The 24,529-nt window shown below is 45.9% G+C and carries 20 protein-coding genes; 1 reads left to right on the forward strand and 19 read right to left on the reverse strand.

Features of this window, described 5'->3' with window-relative positions:
* Positions 1 to 12: 12 nt before the first annotated feature.
* The 14 genes from MKY87_RS08975 to MKY87_RS09040 all read right to left on the reverse strand — a co-directional run bounded on the left by MKY87_RS08975 (position 13) and on the right by MKY87_RS09040 (position 16,433).
* On the reverse strand, positions 13 to 183 hold the full coding sequence (locus MKY87_RS08975; RefSeq protein WP_176872515.1) for a hypothetical protein: 171 nt from the start codon (positions 181 to 183) through the stop codon (positions 13 to 15).
* Between the two features lie 39 nt (positions 184 to 222).
* A complete protein-coding gene (locus MKY87_RS08980; RefSeq protein WP_339789402.1) occupies positions 223 to 1,029 on the reverse strand; it encodes a DUF4097 family beta strand repeat-containing protein in 807 nt (268 codons plus the stop codon).
* Between the two features lie 21 nt (positions 1,030 to 1,050).
* On the reverse strand, positions 1,051 to 1,716 hold the full coding sequence (locus tag MKY87_RS08985) for a TetR/AcrR family transcriptional regulator (protein ID WP_339789399.1): 666 nt from the start codon (positions 1,714 to 1,716) through the stop codon (positions 1,051 to 1,053).
* Positions 1,717 to 1,864: 148 nt separating this feature from the next.
* On the reverse strand, positions 1,865 to 3,664 hold the full coding sequence (locus tag MKY87_RS08990; protein ID WP_339789397.1) for an ABC transporter ATP-binding protein: 1,800 nt from the start codon (positions 3,662 to 3,664) through the stop codon (positions 1,865 to 1,867).
* 73 nt (positions 3,665 to 3,737) lie between these two features.
* Positions 3,738 to 5,036 (reverse strand): NCS2 family permease, encoded by a 1,299-nt coding sequence (locus tag MKY87_RS08995; RefSeq protein WP_339789394.1) that lies wholly within the window; start codon positions 5,034 to 5,036, stop codon positions 3,738 to 3,740.
* Between the two features lie 434 nt (positions 5,037 to 5,470).
* Positions 5,471 to 6,229, reverse strand: a complete 759-nt coding sequence (locus MKY87_RS09000; RefSeq protein WP_091020457.1) for a tRNA threonylcarbamoyladenosine dehydratase — start codon at positions 6,227 to 6,229, stop codon at positions 5,471 to 5,473.
* An 18-nt stretch (positions 6,230 to 6,247) separates the two neighbouring features.
* Positions 6,248 to 8,026 carry an aspartate--tRNA ligase gene (aspS, locus tag MKY87_RS09005; protein WP_340964055.1) on the reverse strand — a complete coding sequence of 593 codons (1,779 nt, stop codon included), beginning with the start codon at positions 8,024 to 8,026 and terminating at the stop codon, positions 6,248 to 6,250.
* A gap of 213 nt (positions 8,027 to 8,239) precedes the next feature.
* Positions 8,240 to 9,493, reverse strand: coding sequence for a histidine--tRNA ligase (hisS, locus tag MKY87_RS09010; RefSeq protein WP_315938409.1), 1,254 nt, complete (start codon positions 9,491 to 9,493; stop codon positions 8,240 to 8,242).
* Between the two features lie 819 nt (positions 9,494 to 10,312).
* A complete protein-coding gene (locus tag MKY87_RS09015) occupies positions 10,313 to 11,581 on the reverse strand; it encodes an SEC-C metal-binding domain-containing protein (RefSeq protein WP_339789391.1) in 1,269 nt (422 codons plus the stop codon).
* Between the two features lie 633 nt (positions 11,582 to 12,214).
* Positions 12,215 to 12,661 (reverse strand): hypothetical protein, encoded by a 447-nt coding sequence (locus tag MKY87_RS09020; protein WP_338588344.1) that lies wholly within the window; start codon positions 12,659 to 12,661, stop codon positions 12,215 to 12,217.
* A gap of 104 nt (positions 12,662 to 12,765) precedes the next feature.
* Positions 12,766 to 13,272: a type 1 glutamine amidotransferase domain-containing protein gene (locus MKY87_RS09025; protein WP_340964060.1), complete on the reverse strand. Its 507-nt coding sequence runs from the start codon at positions 13,270 to 13,272 to the stop codon at positions 12,766 to 12,768.
* 267 nt (positions 13,273 to 13,539) lie between these two features.
* The gene (locus MKY87_RS09030; RefSeq protein ID WP_340913392.1) at positions 13,540 to 13,707 is read right to left on the reverse strand and encodes a hypothetical protein; all 168 of its coding nucleotides are present in this window, start codon (positions 13,705 to 13,707) and stop codon (positions 13,540 to 13,542) included.
* A 74-nt stretch (positions 13,708 to 13,781) separates the two neighbouring features.
* Positions 13,782 to 14,243 (reverse strand): D-aminoacyl-tRNA deacylase, encoded by a 462-nt coding sequence (gene dtd / locus MKY87_RS09035; RefSeq protein WP_340964061.1) that lies wholly within the window; start codon positions 14,241 to 14,243, stop codon positions 13,782 to 13,784.
* A 12-nt stretch (positions 14,244 to 14,255) separates the two neighbouring features.
* Complete coding sequence (locus tag MKY87_RS09040) at positions 14,256 to 16,433, reverse strand: RelA/SpoT family protein (protein ID WP_062835889.1); 2,178 nt, start codon at positions 16,431 to 16,433, stop codon at positions 14,256 to 14,258.
* A gap of 373 nt (positions 16,434 to 16,806) precedes the next feature.
* Between MKY87_RS09040 and uraA the strand changes: the two genes are divergently transcribed.
* On the forward strand, positions 16,807 to 18,123 hold the full coding sequence (uraA, locus tag MKY87_RS09045) for a uracil permease (protein ID WP_338588346.1): 1,317 nt from the start codon (positions 16,807 to 16,809) through the stop codon (positions 18,121 to 18,123).
* Positions 18,124 to 18,276: 153 nt separating this feature from the next.
* Here uraA and MKY87_RS09050 read toward each other — a convergent pair whose 3' ends face one another.
* The 5 genes from MKY87_RS09050 to secD form a co-directional block, all read right to left on the reverse strand.
* Positions 18,277 to 18,789: an adenine phosphoribosyltransferase gene (locus MKY87_RS09050; RefSeq protein WP_017686780.1), complete on the reverse strand. Its 513-nt coding sequence runs from the start codon at positions 18,787 to 18,789 to the stop codon at positions 18,277 to 18,279.
* A gap of 37 nt (positions 18,790 to 18,826) precedes the next feature.
* Complete coding sequence (gene recJ, locus MKY87_RS09055) at positions 18,827 to 21,235, reverse strand: single-stranded-DNA-specific exonuclease RecJ (protein ID WP_340964063.1); 2,409 nt, start codon at positions 21,233 to 21,235, stop codon at positions 18,827 to 18,829.
* 40 nt (positions 21,236 to 21,275) lie between these two features.
* On the reverse strand, positions 21,276 to 22,235 hold the full coding sequence (locus MKY87_RS09060) for a cation diffusion facilitator family transporter (protein ID WP_340964065.1): 960 nt from the start codon (positions 22,233 to 22,235) through the stop codon (positions 21,276 to 21,278).
* 72 nt (positions 22,236 to 22,307) lie between these two features.
* Entirely contained in the window at positions 22,308 to 23,216 is a 909-nt protein-coding gene (secF, locus tag MKY87_RS09065; protein WP_091027615.1) for a protein translocase subunit SecF, read from the reverse strand.
* Positions 23,206 to 24,456, reverse strand: a complete 1,251-nt coding sequence (gene secD / locus MKY87_RS09070) for a protein translocase subunit SecD (RefSeq protein WP_051447453.1) — start codon at positions 24,454 to 24,456, stop codon at positions 23,206 to 23,208. The genes secF and secD overlap by 11 nt, the downstream gene beginning before the upstream one ends.
* Between the last annotated feature and the right edge of the window lie 73 nt (positions 24,457 to 24,529).

Here is a 24,529-nt window from a genome sequence, read left to right on the forward strand (position 1 = left end):
TAAGACATGAGCTCATCTGAATTGATAATTAATGATGGCACTGACAAGCGCACAACAACCAAACAAAATAAACCACCAGGCCCACTTGTTTCTGGCCTGCCTGCGCCTGCCGTTCAATGCGCCGTAAATCCCAATTAGCAGTACGATGGAGGAAAAGCTAATTCCTACGATCCAACCAGCCATGATATCTGCCCCCTTGGTTTTCAGTACACAATCGGTGTCTCATTTCCTGGATTTCAGATGAAAAGCTCCTCCTCGAATATCCACTTGGAATTCACTTTTTCCACTTTTGTGTATTAGATTATTGCTGTCCCCATGAAGGGGAGTCAGATCAAATTCACTATTTAATGCTCCTGATCTTTCTTTAAGTATAATTTGGAAACCTTCGTTATCTGGGATGGAAACCACTGCCTTTGCCCCTGTGGATACGGAATGTAATTTCTCTGGCATCTTGAGACAGTCCATATTTAATTTTCTGCCTAATGTGGTAATTTGCAAGTGACGAAACTCCCCCGAAATGTCGATCTTGGCTGAATGTGATTGAAGATTGAATTTATCTGCACTAAGGTGCTGCCCTTTCACTACGGATGCCAATGCGCACAGTTCAAGCTCATCCATCCTCCCTGATAGATCTACACGACCTGAGGTGATCTTACATTGACAGCGAGTGGCCAGAAGCGAATTCAACCGGAGGTGTCCTCCTGTGGAGATCAGCGAAATACTGTTAAAAACCCGAGCTGGTACATGAATCTTCAATGCTGTTCTACCTACATTTAACCCGATGAGTCCTCCCCTTTTTCTCCCGTCCACAATGCTTAAGGTATCCCCTCGTATGTTAACTTGCATCAGCCTTCGCTTGGAAAACCATGCATCCGCATATTGCATAACGTGAATCTGTTCATCCACACTCGGAAGAACTCTGATATCTCCTGACAACCAATTTAACTGTATATCATGAATGGGTTGATCAATGTCTATGCTCTTGCATATGGCAGGCTCACTACTTTTCAATATCTTCTCCCTCTCCATTTCAAACAATCAGGTATATGTTTATTCCGCCTCCGCATAGCCTCCTGTGCTGGCATGGCGATTCGTAATTCGCTGAATGAGCTGTTCGCTAACGATATCTGCTCCCAAGAGCTTCATCATGTGTTGCAAAAACTTAAGCCTTTCCATTGTCTGCTCCTGATCTCTTCCAAATAGAAGAGGGTTGATCCAGATGTTGACGAGCAGCATGAAGATTTCAGCACACTCCAGCGGATATTCGACTGAAATGGACCCATCTTCCTTGCCTTGCTCCATAATGTCGGCAATAATTTGGGCATCCTTCAGAATACCTTTTCTTATGCCGCCAAGAACAAACTGCGGATTCTTGATCTGAGTGCTAAGAACCTGATCAATTGAGTTAGACTGAATTCCAGGATCAACGATAACATTTTCCAAAATACTGATGAGCTTCTGTCTGGCATTTGGAGCATGCGTGTTCTGGATGAGTTCCATAAACATGTCTTCTGCCCGCCCAAGCTCCTTCTCCATCACTGCACTAAGGATATCCTCCTTGGACTTGAAATGATGATATATGGCACCTTTGGACATACCTAATTTTTCTATAATGTCTTGAATACTGGTTTTTTCATATCCCTTTTCGGTAAACATTTGAGTTGAGACTGCCAGAATCAGGTCCAGTGTCTGCTCAGGGTATTTATTTCTGGCCATAAGTTCCTCCTCATTCATACCAACGGTCGGTATCCAAAATATAGATTATGTTGGTCTTAATGTCAATATGAGGAATTTAAACAAAAAGAAAAAAGGATCTCCGTTGAAATACCTCATGGGTATAACGGAAACCCTCCAATAATGGAGATTACTCTTCTATTTGTACTATTGCTGCGTTGCCTTCCTGTGCCACAAACTGCTTCTGTGCCAACTCACGATATACCGGATGATTGCTGATCAATTCAGCATGAGTTCCGGTTCCGGTAACATGTCCATGCTCCAATACAACAATTTGATCGGACTCGACAACGGTAGATAACCGATGGGCAATAACAATTGTGGTTCTGCCTTCCATCAGGTTGGACAAAGCCTGTTGTACTTCATACTCCGAGGTGCTATCCAAACTGGATGTTGCTTCATCCAACATAAGAATATCCGGACTGCGCAGTAAGGCTCGAGCAATAGCAATTCGCTGACGTTGCCCCCCGGATAACTTGATTCCTCTCTCGCCCACTTCCGTGTCATAACCCTGTGGCAGCTTGTCTATGAAGTCGGCAGAATAGGCCATCTCAGCAGCTCGCCTTATCTCATCCATCGTGACCTCACGGCCCAATCCGTATGTGATATTGTCTTTGATCGTACCCGCCATAAGTGGACTTTCCTGAGATACATACCCGATCTTGCTGCGCCAGGAGGCTAACGAATATTCCGTTATCGCTTGTCCCCCATATGAAATATGGCCTGAATCGGGCATATAGAACTGCTCCATCAAAGAAAACAGTGTTGATTTCCCGCTACCGCTTGGACCAACAATCGCCGTCACCTTGCGTGTGGGAACCGTCAGATTGATCCCGTGCAACACTTCCTCACCTGTGACATAGGAAAAGTGTACATCATGGAATGCAATCGTCTCATTTCCTTTTGGCGCTACCTTGGTGCTGTCATGTGGCTCTTCTTCATCAGCAAGAATAGCTTGTATACGCTCTGTTGCACCTACAACTTTTTGCAAACGGGAGTATAACGTCGTGAATTGTCCCATTGGCATAATGACCTGGAACAACAGCAAAATGAACGCAACCAGTTCACCAGGCGACAACAGTCCAGACGCTACACGCATTCCCCCCACACCCAGAATAACGACCAATACGGCAGTCATGACAAATGTAAACAAGGGACCGATCAGAGCAAGAATACGTGCTTCCTGCAAGCCAAAAGCAAACATTTTACGAATCCGGGAATCCCCTGCTTCTGATTCCTGTTTCTCCGTGCCGTAGGCTTTGACTAAGCGGATCTCACCAATAACCTGGCTAAGTACGGACGTAAGACCTGCCATCTCATCCTGCTGTTTCTTGGAAATCTTGTACATTTTTTTACCCACCGGCAACAGGATCAACAGCGTAAGTGGCACCAGACTCAGGATAATGAGCGACATCACCCAATCCAAGTAAAATAGTAATGCCACGCCACCCACAACAGCAACGATGTTCGACACAAAGGAAACCAGATAATCCGCGATCAACGTCATGATCTGGCTTGTATCATTCGTAATCCGGCTCATCGTATCGCCTGTCCGATTACGATCAAAATACGGCATTCGCAGCGACAAGACCTTGTTCCACAGCTTGGTGCGAAGCGTTGCGACCACGCGTTGTCCGGCGTAATTTAACATATAAATGCTAATGCCCGAGGCAATCGCCTGAATCACAAATGCCCCAAGCAATAACAAAATAACAGATTTGTTCAGTGCCGAAGTGGTTAGGCCATCAATCAGACCTTTGGTCATCAATGGCACAATCAGTCCGGCTGTAGTTTGAATCAGAGTTAAGATGAGGGCCAGAATCAAGATCAGTTTTGGCGGGTTCGTGGAAGCGATAAGCTTGACGAAATCCTTAAATCCCTTTTTTCCTACCTTCTGGTCATTCTGCCCTGCTTGTTGCTGCTCTTCCATTCCCGTTCCTCCCGTTCTCCATCTGCTCACCAGAGATCATACGTATGAATTTACATGACGTTGCCTTTTCTTATTACAAGACTCCATGCAACACAAAATTGGCTAAAAAGAGGATGGAAATGCCATACATGACCACAGGCACCTGTTTACCTTGACCTGCTGCCAGCTTCGCTAATGGATAGGCAATAAATCCAAACGCCATACCGTCCACGATGCTATATGTAAATGGAATCATGACCATGATCAGAAATGCTGGGAATGCCTCTGTGAAGTCACCAAAATCCATATCTTTCACACCTTGCACCATCAGGCCACCAATAATGATCAAAATAGGTGCAATTGCACTGTCCGGAATGTATCCAAGCAGTGGGATGAAGAAGAAAGTAGCCCCGAATAACACAGCTGTAACGAGTGGAGTCAAACCTGTGCGACCGCCTGCGGCAATTCCGGCTGTCGTCTCGGCTGCAGCAACAGGAGGACTACTTCCGAATACGCCTGCCAATACGGTACTAATGGATAGTGCGCGCAGACTTCCTTTGAACCGCTCTGGACGACCAATCATCTGTGTCTGAGCAGTAATTAATCCGATATTTTCGAACACCACAATCAACAGTAGCAAAAATACCGCGATCCAGAATGCGACATCAGCCAGCTTCATCAAAGACAATTCCCCAAATAACCCACCGTATTGACGCAGCGCATCCATCGCTGATACGGATTCACCCGGGTTCACAGCACCAAGTACATAGGCAAGGCCTGTCCCGACCAAAATACTGATCAGAAGTCCACCCTGTACGTTCCGTATAAATAAAATCAAGGCAAGCACCAGCGTAACGCAGGCTGTAATGACATTCGGATCATTGAAATGCCCAATCGCAACAAACGTGGTCTGATGCGCGATAACAATTCCACTTTTTTGCAAACCGATAAATGTCAGAAACAAACCAATCCCGACCGTAATGCCATGCTGCAGATTTTTCGGGATTGCTTCGCTGATCATTTTGTATAATGACGTAAACGCAACAATGGCAAACAGTATACCTGTAACGGTTACAACGGCCAGCGCTTCTTGCCAGCTTAATTTCATGGAATGTACAAGTGTATACGTGAAAAATGCATTAATCCCCATTCCGGGTACCACGATAATCGGTGATTTTCCGCCAAATGCCATGAGCAAACAGCCTGCAATGGACGTCAGCAGGGTTCCAACCATGGCTGCCTGCAAGGGCATCCCGGCATCGGAAAGAATTGTAGCATTGACCATAACGATATAGACCACAGCAAAATAAGAAATGGCTCCCGCCACAATTTCCTTCTTCCACTGGTCTCCTGGCTCCATGCCAAGACGTCTGGTCATCCATCCGTGTTTCATTTCGTTCTATTCCCCTCTCTCTATATAGGCTGAATAACTGAGTATTTACACTCTACCACTACGCGGACAGAACAACCTTCCGATCGCTGTTATCCCCAGATTTTTTGATTAAATTTTTTAAATGTACAAATCCGGTGATAAAGGCGAGCGCTCTGCTTCTTCAGGTTTCTTCTGTCCTCTTCGTTCTTGTGTAAATCTTATTCAGCTTATATGGCTGCAAATTCTTTATGTATGTATCATCATTTCGCGCAGCAGTGAATATCATACACGGTTTTGACTTTGAAGTACATGACGTAACTCTGACATTTATCTAGGAATATAGTTCGGCTATCATAGAAAATTGACGTCCCATCCGCTCCTCTCTTGCGAAGTATGATCACACAAAAAAGCGCAGATGCCTTATCGGCATCCACGCTTCTTCAGTTGGCAGCAAGTTACTGCTGCTTGTTCTCTGCAATTTCTAACAAATCCTTAATCGCAACACTGACCATAATCAATCCGGCTACCGGAGGCACAAATGAGTTACTCGCAGGTGGCTGTTTGGCCTTACGAATTTCCGGAGCATTCTCGGGAACGATTTTTTGTGTTACGTCCTCACGTGGTTTCATCGGCTTTTCAGTCGAGAAGACCACTTTCACGCCTTTTTTGATGCCGTCTTTACGAAGTGTAGTCCGCACAACACGGGCAATCGGGTCCATGGTCGTTTTCGAAATATCCGCAACCTGGAATTTCGTTGGATCCATTTTATTCGCCGCACCCATGCTGGAAATCATCGGAATTTTACGTTTCAGGCACTCTTTAATGAGATGGATTTTGTAGATAATCGTGTCGGATGCATCCAGCACATAATCCAGTTCATATTTGAACAATTCCTCATACGTCTCTTCCGTGTAAAACATATTCAGGGCAATCGCATCACATTCCGGATTGATCAGTTTCACACGTTCCACCATCAGATCCGCTTTTTTCTGTCCCACTGTCGTGGTCAGCGCATGAATCTGGCGGTTAATGTTGGTGATGTCCACGACGTCTTTATCAATCAGGATGATGCGCCCAACGCCGCTACGGGCAAGAGCTTCTACAGCAATTCCACCTACGCCGCCAATACCGAGCACAGCGACTGTACTATTCTTTAATGCATCCAGACCTTCAGGTCCGATCGCAAGTTCTGTTCTTGAAAATTGATGGAGCATTGAGAATCGATGCCTCCTTTATTTCTTTTCCGCTACCGGTTTACGGGCTACGCGGATATGAAGTTGTTCCAATTGCGAGTCATCCACTTCAGAAGGTGCATTCATGAGCAGATCCGTTGCACTTGCCGTTTTCGGGAAGGCAATCGTTTCACGCAGATTCGTGCGGCCCGCCAGCAACATCACGAGGCGGTCCAGACCAAAGGCAATACCACCATGCGGTGGTGTTCCGTATTCAAATGCTTCCAGCAGGTAGCCGAATTTCTCATTCGCTACTTCTGTAGAAAGTCCAAGGGCAGCGAACATCTTCTCCTGAACATCACGTTTGTAGATACGCATCGAACCGCCACCTACTTCATAACCATTGAGAACAAGGTCATAGGCTTGAGCGCGGATTGCACCCGGATCAGTGTCGAAGAGATGTACATCTTCATCTTTTGGACGTGTGAACGGATGGTGTTCTGCTACATAACGTTTTGCATCTTCATCATATCCGAGGAGTGGGAAGTCCACAACCCAAGCAAATTTGAATTTGCTGTCATCGATCAATCCAAGTTGACGGCCGATTTTCAGACGCAATGCGCCAAGAACGTCAGCAACCACTTTTTTCGTGTCTGCGGAGAAGAGCAACAAGTCGCCATCCTCAGCACCAGTGCGCTCTTTGACAGCTTCGATTTCTTCAGGCGTGAAGAACTTCACGATTGGCCCTTTGAACTCGCCGTCTTTCACTTGAATCCAAGCCAGACCTTTCGCACCGTAACGTGCAGCAAATGGTCCAAGATCATCGATCTCTTTACGGCTCCATGTGCCACAGCCTTTAGCGTTCAGCACTTTCACTTCTCCACCTTTTTCGATGACAGAAGCAAATACTTTCACACCACTGTTCGCTACGATATCGTTCATTTCAACCAGTTCCATACCGAAGCGCAGATCTGGTTTGTCTGAACCGTATTTACCCATTGCATCTGCATACGTAATGCGTTGGAAAGGCAGTTCCAGCTCAACACCTTTGGTTTCACGCAGCAATTTGGCCATCAGTTCTTCCATCATTGGCAGCAGGTCATCCTGTTGCAGGAAGGAAGTCTCGATGTCGACTTGAGTGAATTCAGGTTGACGGTCTGCACGCAGATCCTCATCCCGGAAACAGCGAGCGATCTGGTAATAACGTTCAACGCCACCCACCATCAGCAATTGTTTGTAGATTTGTGGAGATTGTGGCAGGGCGAAAAATTCACCTTCATGCACACGGCTCGGTACGAGATAATCACGCGCACCTTCCGGGGAGCTCTTGGTCAGGATCGGTGTTTCCACTTCAACGAACTCTTCTCCATCCAGGTAGTCACGGAACACTTTGGATGCTTTGGAACGCAGTTTCAGTGTTTCGAACATTTCCGGACGACGCAGGTCTAGGTAACGATATTTCAAACGAAGGGATTCATCAACTTCGACACCATCTTCAATGAAGAATGGAGGTGTTTTGGCTGCGTTCAGCACTTCGATTTCTGTGATTTGAACTTCAATTTCGCCTGTAGGCAGGTTTTTGTTAACTGTTTCTGCATCACGTTTAACAACTTTACCCGTTACAGCGATAACATACTCGCTACGTACGCGATCTGCGATTTGCAGAGCTTCACCGGAATAAGCCGGGTTAAAGACAACTTGTACAATCCCGCTGCGATCACGCAGGTCGATGAAGAGTACGCCTCCCAAGTCACGGCGGGTCTGAACCCAACCGTTCAATGTTACTGTTTCACCGATGTGTGCGGGTGTTAATGCGCCGCAATGATGACTTCTTTTCATAACCAAACTCCTCATTATGTGAATTTCCGTTCTGTATGGGCAGTTAGTACCTGCTCTTCAACAGTCCGGTTACGTGTAGACCATGTATTCGAAAAGGCATATTCTCTCTGGCTCGTCAACTTCCGATTAGTCGAAAATGTTAGTGAACCTCAGTAATTTTGCCGGATCAATTGTTTTACTTGAATGTTTAAGATTTAATGTAACACTTCGTGCTTATTTACCTTCGCGAATTGCCGCTACCAGATCATCAAGCTTCACGGTTTGTTGCTCACCCGTATCCATCGATTTGAGGGCGATCTCACCACGCTCCAGCTCGTCATCACCAAGGATGGCAGTGTAGCGGGATTTGAAACGATCAGCTGATTTCATCTGTGCTTTCATCTTGCGGCCCAGATAATCACGTTCCCCAGACAGTCCAGACTGACGAAGTTTGAACAACAGACGGTTCACTTCACGATCAGCTGCTTCTCCCAGAGCAACAAAGTATACATCCAGTGGAGCCAGTGTAGTAACCTCAATTTTTTGGTGCTCCAGAATCAGTTGAATACGCTCCAGACCAATACCGAAGCCAATACCCGGCTGATCAGGTCCGCCGATATCTCCAACCAGACCATTGTAACGACCACCGCCGCCAACCGTATCTATTGCTCCAATACCTTGAGCTTTTAATTCAAAAGCAGTCAGTGTGTAATAATCCAAGCCCCGTACCAGACGATTGTTCACAGCATAATCCACTCCGAAATCATCCAGGTATGCCTGCAGCTTGGCAAAGTGATTCAAAGACTCTTCATCCAGGCTATCCAGTATGGAAGGTGCCCCTACGAATTTGTCCTGATCGACTTTGCAGTCGAGCACACGCAGCGGATTACGCTCCATGCGTGACTGACAGTCCTTACACAGGCTGTCTTTCATCGGTCTGAGGAACCCAAGTAACGTCTCGCGGTATTCTGCACGGCTGGTTGAGTTACCAACGGAGTTGATCTCCACTTTGACATCCTTTAAGCCGAGTTCTACACACAACTGGTATCCAAGTGCGATTACTTCCGCATCAATTGCCGGGTCCAGCGCACCGATGGCTTCTACACCAAACTGGTGAAACTGACGCTGACGGCCTGCCTGCGGACGCTCGTACCGGAACATTGGACCGATGTAATATAGCTTGCTCACATCCGGTTCGCCGTAGATTTTATTCTCTACATACGCACGGACAACACCCGCTGTTCCCTCCGGACGAAGAGTCATGCTGCGATTACCTTTGTCATCAAAGGTATACATTTCTTTCTCAACGATATCGGTAGTCTCTCCTACACCGCGTACAAATAAAGAAGTCTGTTCGAAGATCGGTGTACGAATCTCACGGTAATTAAACCGTCGACACAGATCTCGTGCTTTTTCTTCTACGTACTGCCATTTCTCGACAACTCCAGGCAGTAAGTCCTGCGTTCCAGTCGGTTTTTGAAAAGCCATCTTGATCCCTCCAGCATTGATTTTTTTCTCTAAAAGTTAAAAAATTCTACACGTGATCACTGCGCGGGCAGAACAACCTTACAATCGCTGTTATCCCCAGATTTTTTGAATTAATTTTACAATGTGGAAATCCGGTGATAGCATATGCTTCCGGAGTAGCTTTCTTTCAGAAAGCTTTTAGGCGAATGCTTCGCTTTTACAGGTTTTTTCTGCCCTCTCCGTTTTCGTGTATTTCTTTTAAATCAACTTATATAACAAAAAAATCCCTCGCCCTGTCGCTGTGTATACAGCAAACAAGGGACGAGAGATTGTGTAATATACATTCACCCGTGGTACCACCCACATTCCGGAAACCTGACACTTTAGCCGTTCAGGTGATCTCTGATGATTCAAGATTGCATACAGCACCCTGATCAAGCAGATATTCCGCTCTACGTGTAACGCACGTCCTGCGCAGGCCGGCTACTGGTCAACAGATCATCTCTGCTATGTTCGCCGTCTGTTCTCGGGGAAGTCATTCGTCCGCTCATCAAGAGAATCCTTACAGCCTTGGGATTCCTCTCTGGTCATGTGGGCACGGAGTACTTGGTCCCGTCATCAAATCAGTAATATAGTTCAAAAATCGACTTGTATTGACTATAGTCAACGTATTATTTTCTGATTGTAATGAACCGCAGTGCTAAAGTCAAGGGTTAACACAAAAAGATAGCTCTAAAAAATTTGCTCACACGCTGCACCGGATGGGGGAGTCACAGAAATCACGGATAATAGAAGCTGGATTCATCTATGAATTCCAACTTCTATTCGCTTCTTATTCCTCTATTGTTTCAGCATCCATTTCAACAGATCCGGCGCGCTTGCCCATAAACGGGAATGCATAATGACATATGCAATCGCTTCGTCTGAGTCGCCCATTCCGACAAAGTCAGGGAGGTTATGCGGCAGCCGTTTCAAACCCAACAGGTAATCAGGCACATGTTTGTTCACACCTCGGGCCACACGGTATAGCATTTTAAGCTGGGAGGTGATTCCGTTTTTCTTATACTCCAGAATAATCTTGTCATAGGCAAAGGCCGCTGCGGCGTCGCCTCTTCCATACTCCTCCAGCAATTGCTCTGCCTGATCCAATTGGTTACTATACAAATACACAGCAGCGAGCAGGTAACGTGCTCCGGTATTGTCTTCCGTATTAAGCTCTAGAATATGCTCCAGGATCTGTGATGCTTCTTTCGTATCTCCGCCAAACCAGCAGGATTCGGCATAGCTTTTGCATATCCGGATATAGGGACGAGTCTCATGAAGCCCCCAGAAGTCCCCTTTGTTCTCCTCAAAGAACAGTTCACCCAGTTCACGTTTGCCAGCAGTAATTCCTTCCTTGAGGTAAGATCGTGCATCATTCTCATTGTCCGATTCCTCAGCCAAAATGAGATACGCATCAGAACTGTCAGGATACATCTCCAGCGCTGTTTCCGCCAGACGTACTCTCCGTTTGGAAGAGCTCGCTTCCATCGCCTTAGACAGCAGAGCCTGTGCTTTGTCTTTCGATGTGCCTGGACCGTTCAGCATCAATAGCTCGTCCGTTTCACCGCCCATGCCGTATTCTTCGATGTAACTATTCATCTCCTTAACCTTCCGGGAGATCGTGCCTGTCGTTACCTCATATTTATCAGCCAGCTCAGCCTTTGAGACATTGAAGCCGTATTCCTCGGACAGCAAATACTCAATTGCAGCAGAGAACGAGCCTGTCTTCTTCACAGTAGGGCGGGTCTGACGGGAGTAGCCGTTCCATAACACCAGAGCTTCCAAAATTACCTCTGGCTCGTATTGTTTCCTCATGTTCTCAATAGTCTGCAGTGCCAGCTGTTCGTGAGCCGGATGCTCCCATTTCAAATCGCTTGCCACCATCTTTTTCAGCTTGGTCAAGGTCAGTTTGCTCTCAGGCTGAATGGAGGCTTCCCGAACCGATTGCTCCGTTGATATTATCCCCAGTATGGATTCTACTGCAGAGGACTCCTTGTTCAGACAACATTTCTTATATTTTTTCCCACTACCGCATGGGCATAGATCATTTCTTCCAACCTTACTCAAAACTAATTCCCCCTTAAATCTGTCTCTAGCCATTCGCATGAGAACTCTGTTGCTTTAGCATTGTAGGTGTCATTTCTCAAACGAGGCATTCTATATAACTTTCAAATTCCATCGATTAAGCAGAAACGGCTGCCCCGTACTTATATAAAAAAAGGCGGGGCCGTTTCAGCGAGTATATGTTCATCTGGAATATGACCGATCACTCTGGCGATGAGTTCCTCATACTCTCTGTCATAGGATTGGATTCGCCTGAACCCAATCGCTGGAGCTAGATTTACCGTCCAATGTAGCCCAACTATGAAAACAATTCGCTGTAGAATATATAAACCCATCTCTCTATTCTAGCAAAAATTGAATAAAGGGGTAAGCTCTGCCCAAAACATACACATTCTCAGCTCAAAAAAAAATAGCCTGCACACGGTGTGCAGGCTCAAAGGATATATAAAAAAAGGGGGTCATGTGTGTTATTATAAGCCCACTATGTTAAAGGCTTATGTATCTAATATTACAGTAATATTACAAAAATGATAGCGCTTTATAAATTAGTTTTTTAATATCCTCCTGATTAAAAAGCCCTTGCACATCACTCGACTGTGTGGTCGAGCAGTGCAAGGGCCAAGAAGTATCTACACGTTAATTCAAATCTTCCACATAGGCATGGTTGGAACGAAGCTTATGAACAATCTCCTCATAATCCTCATCCCTTACTTTGGCAGACAGAACATAATGCAGATCATCATAATCGGCCGAAGACACATCTGCAGCATTCAGCAGGTCTCCATCCTCATTCACTCTGTCGCGAGTATCCCGTTCTGCATCACGGTCCACATTGGCTACTACAGGGATCACATTTTCGCTAGCTGGAACACCAGGGGCTGCACCTACACCCATTGCTCCGTTGGTGCCTACCCCACCTGCTGTATTATAAGGCACCAGTGGCACCATAACACGCGTGTCTCTACCTATCGCACTATCGAGTTGACCTACTTCCAAATGCTCTGTACGGAACGTCTGAAGTGAAGTTCTTGCTCCCTCTGCCTCGTCCTCGGTTCGAAAATACGCCTGAATATGTTTTGTCATGTCAAACCCTCCTTTTTCGGAATGAAATGCAACGTGAAGTTTGTAAACGTCACGATGTAACGTAGTTAAGATACATCAATGTATGTCAGTGGCACTGGCTGAAGTTATATAACTTTTAGCAGTTCACGTACAAACGCTGGCTCATCTTCAGGTGTTCGGGATGTAATATAGTTTCCATCCACAACGGCCTCATGATCCTTGAACTCTGCTCCTGCGTTTACCATGTCATCCTTAAGTGGTGGATAGGATGTAATGGTGCGGCCTTTCAACAGACCGGCACTAGCCAAAATTTGCGGACCATGACAGATCGCAGCAATTGGTTTCTTCGCACTGTTGATCTCGGTGACAAACTTCAAGATGTGCGCATCAGTTCGCAAATTCTCAGGGGATGATCCACCAGGAATCACGACTGCATCATAATCTGAAGCGGATGCATCAGCGATCGCCTTATCTGTGGTATAGGAGGCCTTTCCTCCCTTACCTTTAAGGGTCTCACCGGCTTTTAATCCGATAATCTCCACTTCATGTCCAGCTTTTTTTACTTCGTCATACGGAACCTGCATCTCCGAATCTTCAAAGTCATTCGCCAATAAAAAAGCAACTTTACTCATAACGTATGTTCTCCTTTCCGTGTTCGAACTTTCTTTATAAAATCGGGTCTTGCAGTACATTGGCACTTCGTTGTGCCTCGTTTTGTTATTACCCTCACCAGAGCAATTTATAACAATTTGATGTAATTTCATTTTGTAACGAAGTCGTCAAACGAATAGTTAAAAAAGATCTACTCACGACAAAAAGTCCTGATTCGGGAAGGAATCAGGACTTTTTCAGAATCTGTATAATCCAAATATCGGATGTTTATATACCTTTGTAAACATTCAAGATCGCGGAAGATGACTTTGCTTCCCTTTGTCCGTATCCTGAAGTGCCCAGATCGTTGCAACATACTCAGCAGCCGAACGGGCAAGGTGCAATGATTCATACAGGTTGCCAGGGAGTAACAAAGGTTCTGTACGGGTACGTGTTTCTTTCGCAGATTGGCGCATAATGAGGGATACTCCTTTGATCATGAAATAGTCATCAACGAATTATCCCTCATTATGGCCTAAACCCCATGAAATTATGCACGTGGTTCCTGACGAACCGGACTTTCAAGCATCAAAGTCACGGGTCCCCAATTGGTAAATGTTACATCCATCATCGCTCCGAAACGCCCGGTTTCAACCTGAATACCTTTATCCCGTAGTAGTTGATTAAACGTTTCATATAACAGTTCTGCCGCTTCAGGTCGGGCCGCAGCCGCAAAGCTCGGACGCTTTCCTTTGCGACAATCCCCATACAGGGTGAACTGGGAAACAGACAATACAGCACCGCCTACATTAAGCAGGCTGAGATTCATCTTCTCCTGATCATCCTCAAATATCCGTAACCCACTAACTTTGTCAGCCAGATACTGGGCATCCTTCGTGGTGTCCTCATGGGTAATGCCTACGAGCAGCATTAATCCGGATTCGATCTTCCCTGTCAGCTCGTCTCCCACGGTCACCTGAGCCTCTTTACAGCGTTGTACAAGCACCCTCATCTTACAGGCTCCTTACTGCATAATCCGATGCACCGAATAGACATCTTTCACACGTTTGATCCGTTCTACAACGGATTGCAGATGATCCGTATTACGAATCAGAATTGTGACGTGCACCAATGCTAATTTATTTTTATCTGTCCGTCCTGTAACGGCAGATATATTGGTTTTACTTTCAGATACAGCCTGAAGTACCTCGTTGAGCAAGCCATTCCGATCATGGCCTGTAATCTCAATATCCACACTGTAACTTGCTTCAATATTCTCTTCCCACTCGACCTCAATCACACGTGCTGCTTCTTCTCCGTCTGCACTTGTCGGGATATTCGGACAGTCACTACGGTGTACGGAAACGCCGCGTCCGCGTGTAACGTATCCGATAATGTCATCCCCAGGTACAGGATTACAGCATCGTGCGAATCGGACAAGCAGATTATCAATGCCTTTGACACGAATACCGTTGGTTGGTCGATTTCTGCGCTCAGGTGCAGGTTTCAGCTCACGCATCTCGGAATTTAATTCCAGCAAACTGGACTCTTCCTGCTCTTTACGCAGTTTTTCCGTTGCTTTGGTTACAATCTGTGCAGCAGTAATCCCACCGAATCCAACAGCCGCAAGCATGTCATCAATATCGTTAAACGCATATTTTTTGGCAGCTTCCATCAACTTGTCATCCGTCATCCATGCAGAAGGATCAAGCCCCATGCGTTTCAGTTCACGCTCACAGCTATCCCGACCTTTTTCAACGTTTTCTTCACGGCGTTCCTTCTTGAACCATTGCTTGATCTTCGCTCGTGCATGAGATGATTTCGCAATTTTTATCCAGTCCTGGCTCGGTCCGTAAGAATGTTTGGACGTCAAAATTTCGATGATATCGCCTGTCTTCAGATGATAATCGAGCGGAACAATCCGACCGTTCACTTTGGCACCAATGGTCCGATTACCAACCTCCGTATGGATTCGATAAGCAAAATCCAAAGGAACAGAGCCGATCGGCAATTCGATGACTTCTCCTTTTGGCGTAAATACAAATACCAGATCCGAGAAGAAATCCATTTTGAGTGACTCTACGAATTCTGATGCATCCTGTGCTTCGTTTTGAAGTTCAAGAATTTCACGGAAGAACGTAATCTTATCTTCAAAATGATTTCCGTTCGCAGCGCCTTCTTTGTAGGCCCAGTGGGCAGCAATACCAAATTCAGCAGTCCGGTGCATATCCCATGTCCGGATCTGCACTTCCGTTGGTTCGCCATTGGGACCAACTACCGTTGTATGCAGCGATTGATACATGTTCGCCTTCGGCATCGCAATGTAGTCTTTGAAGCGTCCAGGCATCGGTTTCCATAACGTGTGTATAATTCCCAGGGTAGCATAACAATCCTTGATATTATCCACAATAATACGGATAGCAAGCAGATCGTAAATTTCGTTAAACTGCTTGTTTTTGGTGGTCATCTTCTTGAACACGCTGTAGATATGTTTCGGGCGGCCCGAAAGGTCTGCCTGAATTCCCATCTCATCGAGCTTGTTCGTAATTCCATCCATAACCGTATCAATATATTGCTCACGTTCCGCACGTTTTTTGTGCATGAGGTTTGCAATTCGGTAATACTGCTGCGGATTCAAATAACGGAGGGCGATGTCCTCCATTTCCCATTTGATTGCAGAGATACCCAAACGGTTTGCAATCGGACAGAAAATTTCCAGCGTCTCATATGAAATCCGGCGCTGGCTTTCTTCCGACTGAAACTTGAGTGTCCGCATATTATGCAGACGGTCAGCCAATTTAATCACGATGACACGGATGTCCTGCGCCATGGCGATGAACATTTTGCGGTAGTTCTCGTTCTGCTGTTCTTCCTTGGAGCGAAACTGAATACGTTCCAGCTTCGTCAAGCCGTCAACAAGCATGGCACACGTATTGCCGAAATGATTGCGGATCTCTTCAAGTGAGACCGTAGTATCCTCTACTACATCATGAAGAAGCGCTGCTATTATGGAGATGGTGTCCATCTGCATGTTCACAACAATGTCGGCAACCGCAAGCGGATGCAGAATATACGGTTCTCCCGATTTTCGCGTCTGTCCATGGTGGGCCTGATCAGCAAATTCGTAAGCTTCTCGTATGCGCACCAGATCGGGTTCTTTGATATATGCCCCGGCCTTCTCGAGTAATTGCTCTATGCCCATTCTGATCTGTTCCGTGTCCTTTCTATACCAAATGGAACCCGTGACAGTGCTGCAACACAGGTTCCCCGTAAAAGTAATTTCCTATAATTATGACGCTTCGCCCGTTTCCCGTCAACTGCTGACGAATAACAGCGCTTATCCAATTTTTATATTGGTGATCTGGATTACTTCTATCCCATTTCCCTATGACTCACAGGGGATTGGATGTATTTCTTATTTCTTCTGTATTATTGCCGTTATTTGCTGAAATAGAAGGAAAATTCATGAAAATATAAATTCCATCGCTTTGCTACGTCAAAAATGTTATTGCTTAATTAAGAGAAACTCTGTAATCTATTGAAAGTTTGTGTTTCGGAAAAGGAGATGAAATTCATTGCAACGCGAAATTCAGGTTAATCAAAAGATGCCTCTTGGCTCAGGTTCACTGCTTAGCCTTCAGCATTTGTTCGCCATGTTTGGTAGCACGGTGCTTGTACCAAACCTGTTCGGTGTTGATCCAAGTATGATCCTGCTGATGAACGGGATTGGAACACTGTTGTACATACTCATGTGTAAAGGTAAGATTCCAGCATATCTCGGATCAAGCTTTGCCTTTATTGCACCTGTCACAATGGTATTAAAACAACATCCAGAGAATGGCTACTCCATGGCACTTGGAGCTTTTATCATAACAGGACTTGTTTTCTGTTTCGTGGCCCTCATTATTAAATTTGCGGGTACCGGATGGATTAACGTAGTCTTCCCACCAGCGGTTATGGGCGCCATCGTTGCTCTGATCGGTCTGGAGCTTGTACCTGTTGCAGCTGGTATGGCAGGATTGATTAACTCTGATCCTGTTGCTAACCCCAACTGGGTGCCTCAGGCCAAACCCATTATTTTATCCATGGCCACACTCGGTATCACTGTTATTGGAGCCGTAACGTTCCGTGGATTCCCCAAAATCATTCATATTCTAATCGGTATTGTAGTCGGTTATATCCTTGGCTATTCTATGGGTCTGGTTGATAAACAGGCTATTGGAAACGCTGATTTCATCTCACTACCAACCGTAACAACGCCTACATTTGACTGGTCCGTTATTTTCACCATTTTACCTGTAGCGCTTGTGGTTATCGTTGAACATATTGGACATTTGCTTGTAACGAGCAGCATTGTAGGCAAAGATCTTTCAAAAGACCCTGGGCTTCATCGTTCCCTGCTTGGTAATGGGGTCTCCACCATTCTGTCCGGGTTTGTAGGATCTACTCCTAATACAACCTATGGTGAGAACATCGGTGTAATGGCCCTGACCCGCGTATACTCCACATATGTCATTGGTGGGGCAGCAGTTATTGCAATCGTGCTCTCCTTCTCAGGAACATTCTCGGCGCTTGTAGCCAACATTCCTGTGCCTGTTATGGGTGGAGTATCACTACTTCTCTTCGGGGTCATTGCAGCATCCGGTCTGCGTATTCTTGTTGAACAGAAAGTCGATTTTGCCAAACCGACCAATCTACTGCTTACTACACTTGTACTGGTCATCGGACTGAGTGGTACAGAAGTTACCTTCTACGGCGTTCATCTGAAAGGGATGGCATTGGCAACCATCGTCGGAATCCTGATGAGCTTGTTGTTCAAACTGTTTGAAGTGCTAGGTTGGTTGAATGACGATTCGCGTAAACAGCCTGTCACTGAAAAAACGCCACATTAATTTCCATCGTATACACATCAAAAAGCCTGTTCTCCCTAACCTTACGGTTGGAAGAACAGGCTTTTTGATAATCATTAATGCTGTATATTATTTCCCGGGAAACGGAAAAAACAATTCATGTTTCGTCACAGCGGTACATGTGGAGATCTCAGCTTAATAATTCATCAATGTGAATACATCGATTTCTGGCAATTTGGCACGACCATTCAGATCAGACAGCTCGATCAGGAAGGCAGCTCCGACAACTTTCCCACCCAATTGTTCAATCAAGTTGATGGAAGTTGCAATCGTTCCACCCGTTGCGAGCAAATCATCTGCGATCAGGACATTTTGACCTTTTTCAATCGCATCTGTGTGCATCGCGAGTGTATCCTTGCCATACTCGAGATCATAACCAACTTCAATCGTCTCTCCAGGCAGTTTTCCACTTTTGCGAATCGGAGCAAAACCGACACCAAGAGCGTATGCCAGAGGGGCGCCCACAACGAATCCACGTGCTTCAGGTCCAGCAATAACGTCAATTTTAAGATCAGAAACCATCACTTTCAGTTCATTGATCGCATTGCGGTACATTTCTCCATCCTTCAACAATGTTGTAATGTCCTTAAAGCTGATTCCCGGTTGTGGAAAGTCAGGAATGACACGAATATAATCTTTAAAATCCAAAATAATCTCCTCCTAAAATAAATACACAAACTTCCATCTAAGATACGCCCTTCATCCGGGATATCATCCATTGTGTCAGTTGCGGTGTGGCTGCATCCAGCATCACCTGTTCTATCTCGGCCATATTTTCGAGCGCCTGATAGTGACGTGAAGCGGTTAGTTCACGCTTAGGCGGGTTATCCACAAACGCAATTTTGCCGTTATCACGGGTAATGAAGGATAACTCTTCGAATACATCCAACATCATCGTAATCATGCGCGGCGAACAACCACACTGACGACTGAGCACAGGAGTAATCTCTTGTTCCTCCACGGGTTCAGCTTTCCATTTCAACACCTGCATATAAATACGCTTAAAGAGTTCTCTGGAAGGCATCTGAAGGCGATCTCGGCGGTTGCCTGATCCGTGCAGAAGGATGATATTCTCAGCTCCACTGAACAAAGCCAGCATGGCATTAAGTTGTTCCGGGGTTTCCGGCGTATCAAACACAAATAACGTCCGGACTTGTTCCTGTCCATAATGCTGTGCAGCAGCATTACACGGAAATAACCCGACCTTTCTATCATATACCCAAAGGCAAGGTTCATACAATGAATTTCCCTCGGAAACATCTGTTTCTTTCCGGACAATAGCACCAACAGAACCAGATTTATATCGCAGATGCACCTCAAGTGAGCTCAAGAAATGCTTCATCGCATTTAATGGCTCGGCATTACCGCGCAAATCAAACACTTGGACCTGAGGAACATGAATGTCCTGAAGCATCAGTTGAGGTTTTCTCATCCCATTCCATTCATTGATGGACAGTTCTCCCATCACATCAATAACGGAACCTGGGAGAAGAAACTCTGCTAACGCTCCCTTGCCAAAAGCAACGGTTTCCAGTTGCTGACCATCCTGTTCCAGAACCAGTTTCAGATGGCGTTTCTCTCGTCCCATTGTTCTGGTTTCCTTCACAGTCACACTTCTCAATACAAACCGTGGCGAAGGATTGCTCATCCCAAAAGGCTGCAATCTGTCGATCTCCTGGATCACTTTCAGCGGAACATCACTGATTCTGCATTCATCATCCGCAAGACGTTGAGGTACAAAGTCCTCTTCAGTCAATACAGATGCGGCAAACTCATTCAAACCAGCCTCAAGTTCTTCCAACTGATCCCGATGCAAGGTCATACCTGCTGCAGCAGGATGTCCCCCGTAATGGTCCATGGTGTGTTTATTGACTGTGAGCGCCTCATAGATGTCCAAGCCATCAATAGAGCGCGCAGAGCCCTTACAGACACCGCTCTCTGGATCGATCCCAAGGATAAGTGTAGGTCGGTAATAACGCTCCAGCAATTTGGAAGCCACAATACCAACCACTCCGACGTTCCAGCCCTCACCAGCCAATACGATTACATCTGGAACGGCTCCTGAACGAAGCTGTATCTTTTGTTCCAACTGTGCCGTTGCTTCTTGTAATATGCCCTCTACGACTTGCTGCCGCTCCCGATTCAAAAGATCAAGCTGGCCCGCAAGCGTATGAGCTTCATCCAGATTCTCGGTGGTGAGAAGCGATACCGCTCTCCCGGCATGATCCAAACGTCCACTGGCATTAATACGAGGCGCCATGGCAAAGGCAATATTAATCGAAGTCACCTGACTCTGATCCACACCACTAATTTCCAGCAATGCACTTACACCAGGAAGACGTGAACCACGCATCGATTCTATTCCATAACTGACGATAACCCGGTTCTCCCCTTCCAAAGGCATCAGATCGGCAACGGTGCCGATGGCGGCAATCTCCATCCATTCACCGGGCACTTCCCCGATTAATGCCTGAGCGAGCTTCAAGGCTACTCCTGCTCCTGCCAAACCTTTAAAAGGATACGGGCATCCCGGAAGTTTTGGATTAATAAGTGTAAAGGCTTCGGGCAAAATTTCAGGCGGCTCGTGGTGATCTGTCACAATGACTTCGATGCCCAGCGTTGCCGCATAGGCAATCTGTTCAACAGCACTGATTCCGGTATCTACGGTAATAATCAATGAAACGCCTTGTTGATGCGCCCAATCCAACGCATGGTTGTGCAATCCATACCCTTCATTCGAGCGATGAGGGATATATATATCGTACGAAGCCCCAAGATGACGCATCAAATGGATCATGAGTGATGTGCTGGATACGCCATCAGCGTCATAATCCCCGTAGATCAAAATATGTTCTTCCCGTTCCAATGCCAGCTTGATACGTGGCACAGCTTCATTCATACCGAGGAGCAGATAGGGATCATGCATCTGATTAAGGTCAGGATGCAAAAAACGTTCGGCCTCCTTCTCATTGTGCACTCCTCGACTCACAAGCAAACGTCCAACAAGGGGTGAAACGGAAAGCGCCTGCGAGAGTCCCGCAGCCGCCTCCAAATCGATATTCGGTGTATTCCACCGGTATTGCGAATAAAGCAATGATAACGCTCCTTTCCTGATCTACTGGACCCGCGCTTCACTACTGAATTAATGTCGCTTCGTGATCGGGCAGTTCATGATTGGATTTATAAGGATAACCTGGATCATAAGGTATCGCTTGAATCTGTACTTCTTTCACATGACTGAACCGGGTTAGCAGTAGTGTCTTGGCACGATTCGCAATCTCCTGTGCTTCCAGTATTGAGATTCTTGGATTCACACTAATAACCAGCTCAATCGTAACGTCATGTTCCTGTTCACGTGCAACCAAATGTTCAATGGTAATGATGCCATACACCCGCTGTACAGTCTCTTTGAAATCTGACGCTTCTTCCTGCTGCAGTTCCTGAACGAGTGAACCATAGACTGTGTCCACAATCATTCGGTAACCCTTGTGAAGCACAAAACAGGAAGCAATCAACGCTGCCGTGGGGTCCAGGTAGAGCAACATGCTCAAACCCATCTCTTCACCAGCCATCGATCCTATAATGCCGATTAACACGGTGAGCGAGCAATAGAGCGCACGACGATGTTGTTGTGCATAGGCCAGCGCCTGAGACTGGTTTCGTTTACGGAAATATCTGTACTGAAATTGAAAAATTGCTTCTTTCACAGCCAGAGCTGCAACAGCCACCAAAAGTACCGACTTGCCTGGCGCTTCCGGTTCACTTCCGGAGAGACTACCCAATGCGGAGATAGCAAGTTGTAATCCACCCATGAGGATCAGCACAGATAACAATACTGAGATTCCGGGTCTAGCAACACGTGAATGTTCTTTAAACCGTCCCCTGTGAGCCCTGCTCTTATCGCGTACAGACTTGGAGGGAAAGAGACCAGCCAGGGCAGAACCAGCTTCAGAAGCAGAATACAAGCCGTCAGCGAGCAATGATTTGCTGTTTGCCATATAACCGACTCCCGCTTTGATCACCGCAAGTCCCATATTACCAGCAATACCGCTCCATGTGGCAGCCTGAGCAGATGGGATATGTTCTCTGGTCATGAATATTCCCCCTTAATTCTGTACATAAAGTTGCAAAACCGCGCCTGGCAGACGCGGCTCACAATAAGATGTTTAGTTAGATTCTTTAGCTACTGTTTTTGGCTTTTCCACTTGTTTACCTTTAAGCATCAGCCATAGTGGAGCGGCGATATAGATTGAAGAATATGCGCCGAACAGTGTTCCGATAACCATCGCAAGCGAGAACATGCGAATGGATTCTCCACCAAATATGAACAAACAGATTGAAGCTGCAAACACGGTGAATGTTGTATTCAGGGAACGTGTCATCGTTTGAGCCAAACTGCGATTGACTACTTCGCGTAGGTCGGCTTTGGTTGTCTTTTTGGCAAAACGCAGATTCTCACGAATCCGGTCAAAGATAACGATCGTATCGTTGATCGAGAACCCGACAATGGTCAATACTGCAGTAATAAAGGTCAGATCGACTTCCAAACGGAAGATAGAGAACACACTTATTACGACAAATGCGTCATGGAAGAGTGCGATAACCGCAGCCAAACCAAAGCGCCACTCAAACCGGATTGCAACATAGATCATGATCCCGATACTTGCAATGAGTACCGCGTAGATCGCGTTGCGCTCCAATTCTTTGGCCATCTCCGGATCAACGGTATTTACTTCATAGGAAGCCGATGCATCCAGTTTGGTAAATTCCTGTTTAAATTTGCTCTCTTGGGTCTCATCCAATTCATTGGAGAAACGAACATTTACACGGTCAGCCCCCGGTGTAATGGTAACATCACCCTCATCAACACCGATGTCCTTAACGATAGGTTTAATCTGCTCCGCTGTGATTGCTTTGGATACCGAGATATCCACATTCGATCCAGCACGGAAATCAACCGCGTAATTCAAACCCAAAGCCAGAATGCTGATGATCCCCGTAATCGTCAGAATAATCGAGAAGATATAGGCAATCTTACTACCTTTAACATAATCAAAATTCCAATTAAAGCGCACGAATTTCACTCTCCTTCACTCCGAAGTACTTAGGCTTCTTCAACACGTTACCCCGTACAAGCAGGGTCAACAGGAAGCGGGAGAAGAAAATATTCGTGATAATACTGGTGACAATATCAAAAATCAGCACGAGTGCAAAACCTTTAACCGCACCTGTTCCCAAGAAGAACATAACAGCCGCAGCAATAATGGTTGTGATGTTGGAGTCAATGATTGTTCGGAAGGAATGTTTACCACCCGCTTTAACCGAAGACAAGATCGACTTACCACTGCGCATCTCTTCTTTAATCCGTTCGTACGTGATGATATTGGCATCCACCGCCATCCCTATACCCAGGATAAACGCCGCAATACCTGGAAGGGTAAGTACGAATTCTCCTAAATAGAAGATTGCAAGTACCAGCCACGTATGTGTAATCAAGGCAAAACTCGCAATAATACCAGGAATGCGATAAAGCCCAATCATGAACACTAGAATAATAACGGAACCAATCAATCCCGCTTTAATGGTCTGATCCAGAGAAAGTTTACCAAGTGTTGCACCAACACTTTGTGAATACTTCTCTGTAAGTTTCAGTGGCAATGCACCCAGGTTAATGGTGTCACGAAGCTGGTTTGCTTCATCACGTGTGTAAGCACCCGAAATCTGAGCGGAACCATCTGTCAACTGTTGTCTAACGGTTGGAGCAGATAACAGCTCATCGTCCAAATAAATAGCGAGAGGTTGTCCGATCAAACGTTTGGTAATCTCGGAAAATTTAGCTTTGTCTTTCACTTGAATGTCAATCATAGGCTCATTCAATTGAGTGAACACAACTTTGGCTGCATTCTCAACAAATTCATTTCCGCGAAGTTCGATTTTGGTGTACTCGCCTTCCTTGTCGTTCTCAGCTTTACTACGGAAGGTCAAAACAGCCGGTTCTTTCATTTTGGCTCTAACTTCAGCCTCATCCGTAACCCCTGCCAACTTCAAACGAATCCGGTTGCTTCCTTCTGTGGTTACCTCCGGTTCGCTTGTTCCGAGCGCATTGGCGCGGCTTTCAAGGCTTTTGGCCGTTTGCACCAGAGATGCTTTGGTGACTTGTTGACCTGCTTCGAGCGGCTCTGCTTCATATAAGATCTCGTAGCCTCCCTTTAAATCAAGGCCCAAGCGTATATTTTTGAGCAGTTCCGGGCTTGTTCCCACCATTACCCCTGTGGTGACAAGCACGACCAGAATGAAACTGATAATTCTTTTCATGCCGTTCCTAGATCCCCTTTCGTTCTCAATATTCCTATTATAGCGATGCCGTAAAAAGCAGTCAATTTTCAAC

Source organism: Paenibacillus sp. FSL R7-0198, from assembly GCF_038000415.1.
GTDB lineage: Bacteria > Bacillota > Bacilli > Paenibacillales > Paenibacillaceae > Paenibacillus.

What these genes read in the sequence shown, in the direction of transcription:
- MKY87_RS08975 (WP_176872515.1), bottom strand. Translation starts at nt 183, where the DNA reads ATGGCTGGTTGGATCGTAGGAATTAGCTTTTCCTCCATCGTACTGCTA.
- MKY87_RS08980 (WP_339789402.1), bottom strand. Translation starts at nt 1,029, where the DNA reads ATGGAGAGGGAGAAGATATTGAAAAGTAGTGAGCCTGCCATATGCAAG.
- MKY87_RS08985 (WP_339789399.1), bottom strand. Translation starts at nt 1,716, where the DNA reads ATGGCCAGAAATAAATACCCTGAGCAGACACTGGACCTGATTCTGGCA.
- MKY87_RS08990 (WP_339789397.1), bottom strand. Translation starts at nt 3,664, where the DNA reads ATGGAAGAGCAGCAACAAGCAGGGCAGAATGACCAGAAGGTAGGAAAA.
- MKY87_RS08995 (WP_339789394.1), bottom strand. Translation starts at nt 5,036, where the DNA reads ATGAAACACGGATGGATGACCAGACGTCTTGGCATGGAGCCAGGAGAC.
- MKY87_RS09000 (WP_091020457.1), bottom strand. Translation starts at nt 6,229, where the DNA reads ATGCTCCATCAATTTTCAAGAACAGAACTTGCGATCGGACCTGAAGGT.
- aspS (WP_340964055.1), bottom strand. Translation starts at nt 8,026, where the DNA reads ATGAAAAGAAGTCATCATTGCGGCGCATTAACACCCGCACACATCGGT.
- hisS (WP_315938409.1), bottom strand. Translation starts at nt 9,493, where the DNA reads ATGGCTTTTCAAAAACCGACTGGAACGCAGGACTTACTGCCTGGAGTT.
- MKY87_RS09020 (WP_338588344.1), bottom strand. Translation starts at nt 12,661, where the DNA reads ATGACAAAACATATTCAGGCGTATTTTCGAACCGAGGACGAGGCAGAG.
- MKY87_RS09025 (WP_340964060.1), bottom strand. Translation starts at nt 13,272, where the DNA reads ATGAGTAAAGTTGCTTTTTTATTGGCGAATGACTTTGAAGATTCGGAG.
- MKY87_RS09030 (WP_340913392.1), bottom strand. Translation starts at nt 13,707, where the DNA reads ATGCGCCAATCTGCGAAAGAAACACGTACCCGTACAGAACCTTTGTTA.
- dtd (WP_340964061.1), bottom strand. Translation starts at nt 14,243, where the DNA reads ATGAGGGTGCTTGTACAACGCTGTAAAGAGGCTCAGGTGACCGTGGGA.
- MKY87_RS09040 (WP_062835889.1), bottom strand. Translation starts at nt 16,433, where the DNA reads ATGGGCATAGAGCAATTACTCGAGAAGGCCGGGGCATATATCAAAGAA.
- MKY87_RS09060 (WP_340964065.1), bottom strand. Translation starts at nt 22,235, where the DNA reads ATGACCAGAGAACATATCCCATCTGCTCAGGCTGCCACATGGAGCGGT.
- secD (WP_051447453.1), bottom strand. Translation starts at nt 24,456, where the DNA reads ATGAAAAGAATTATCAGTTTCATTCTGGTCGTGCTTGTCACCACAGGG.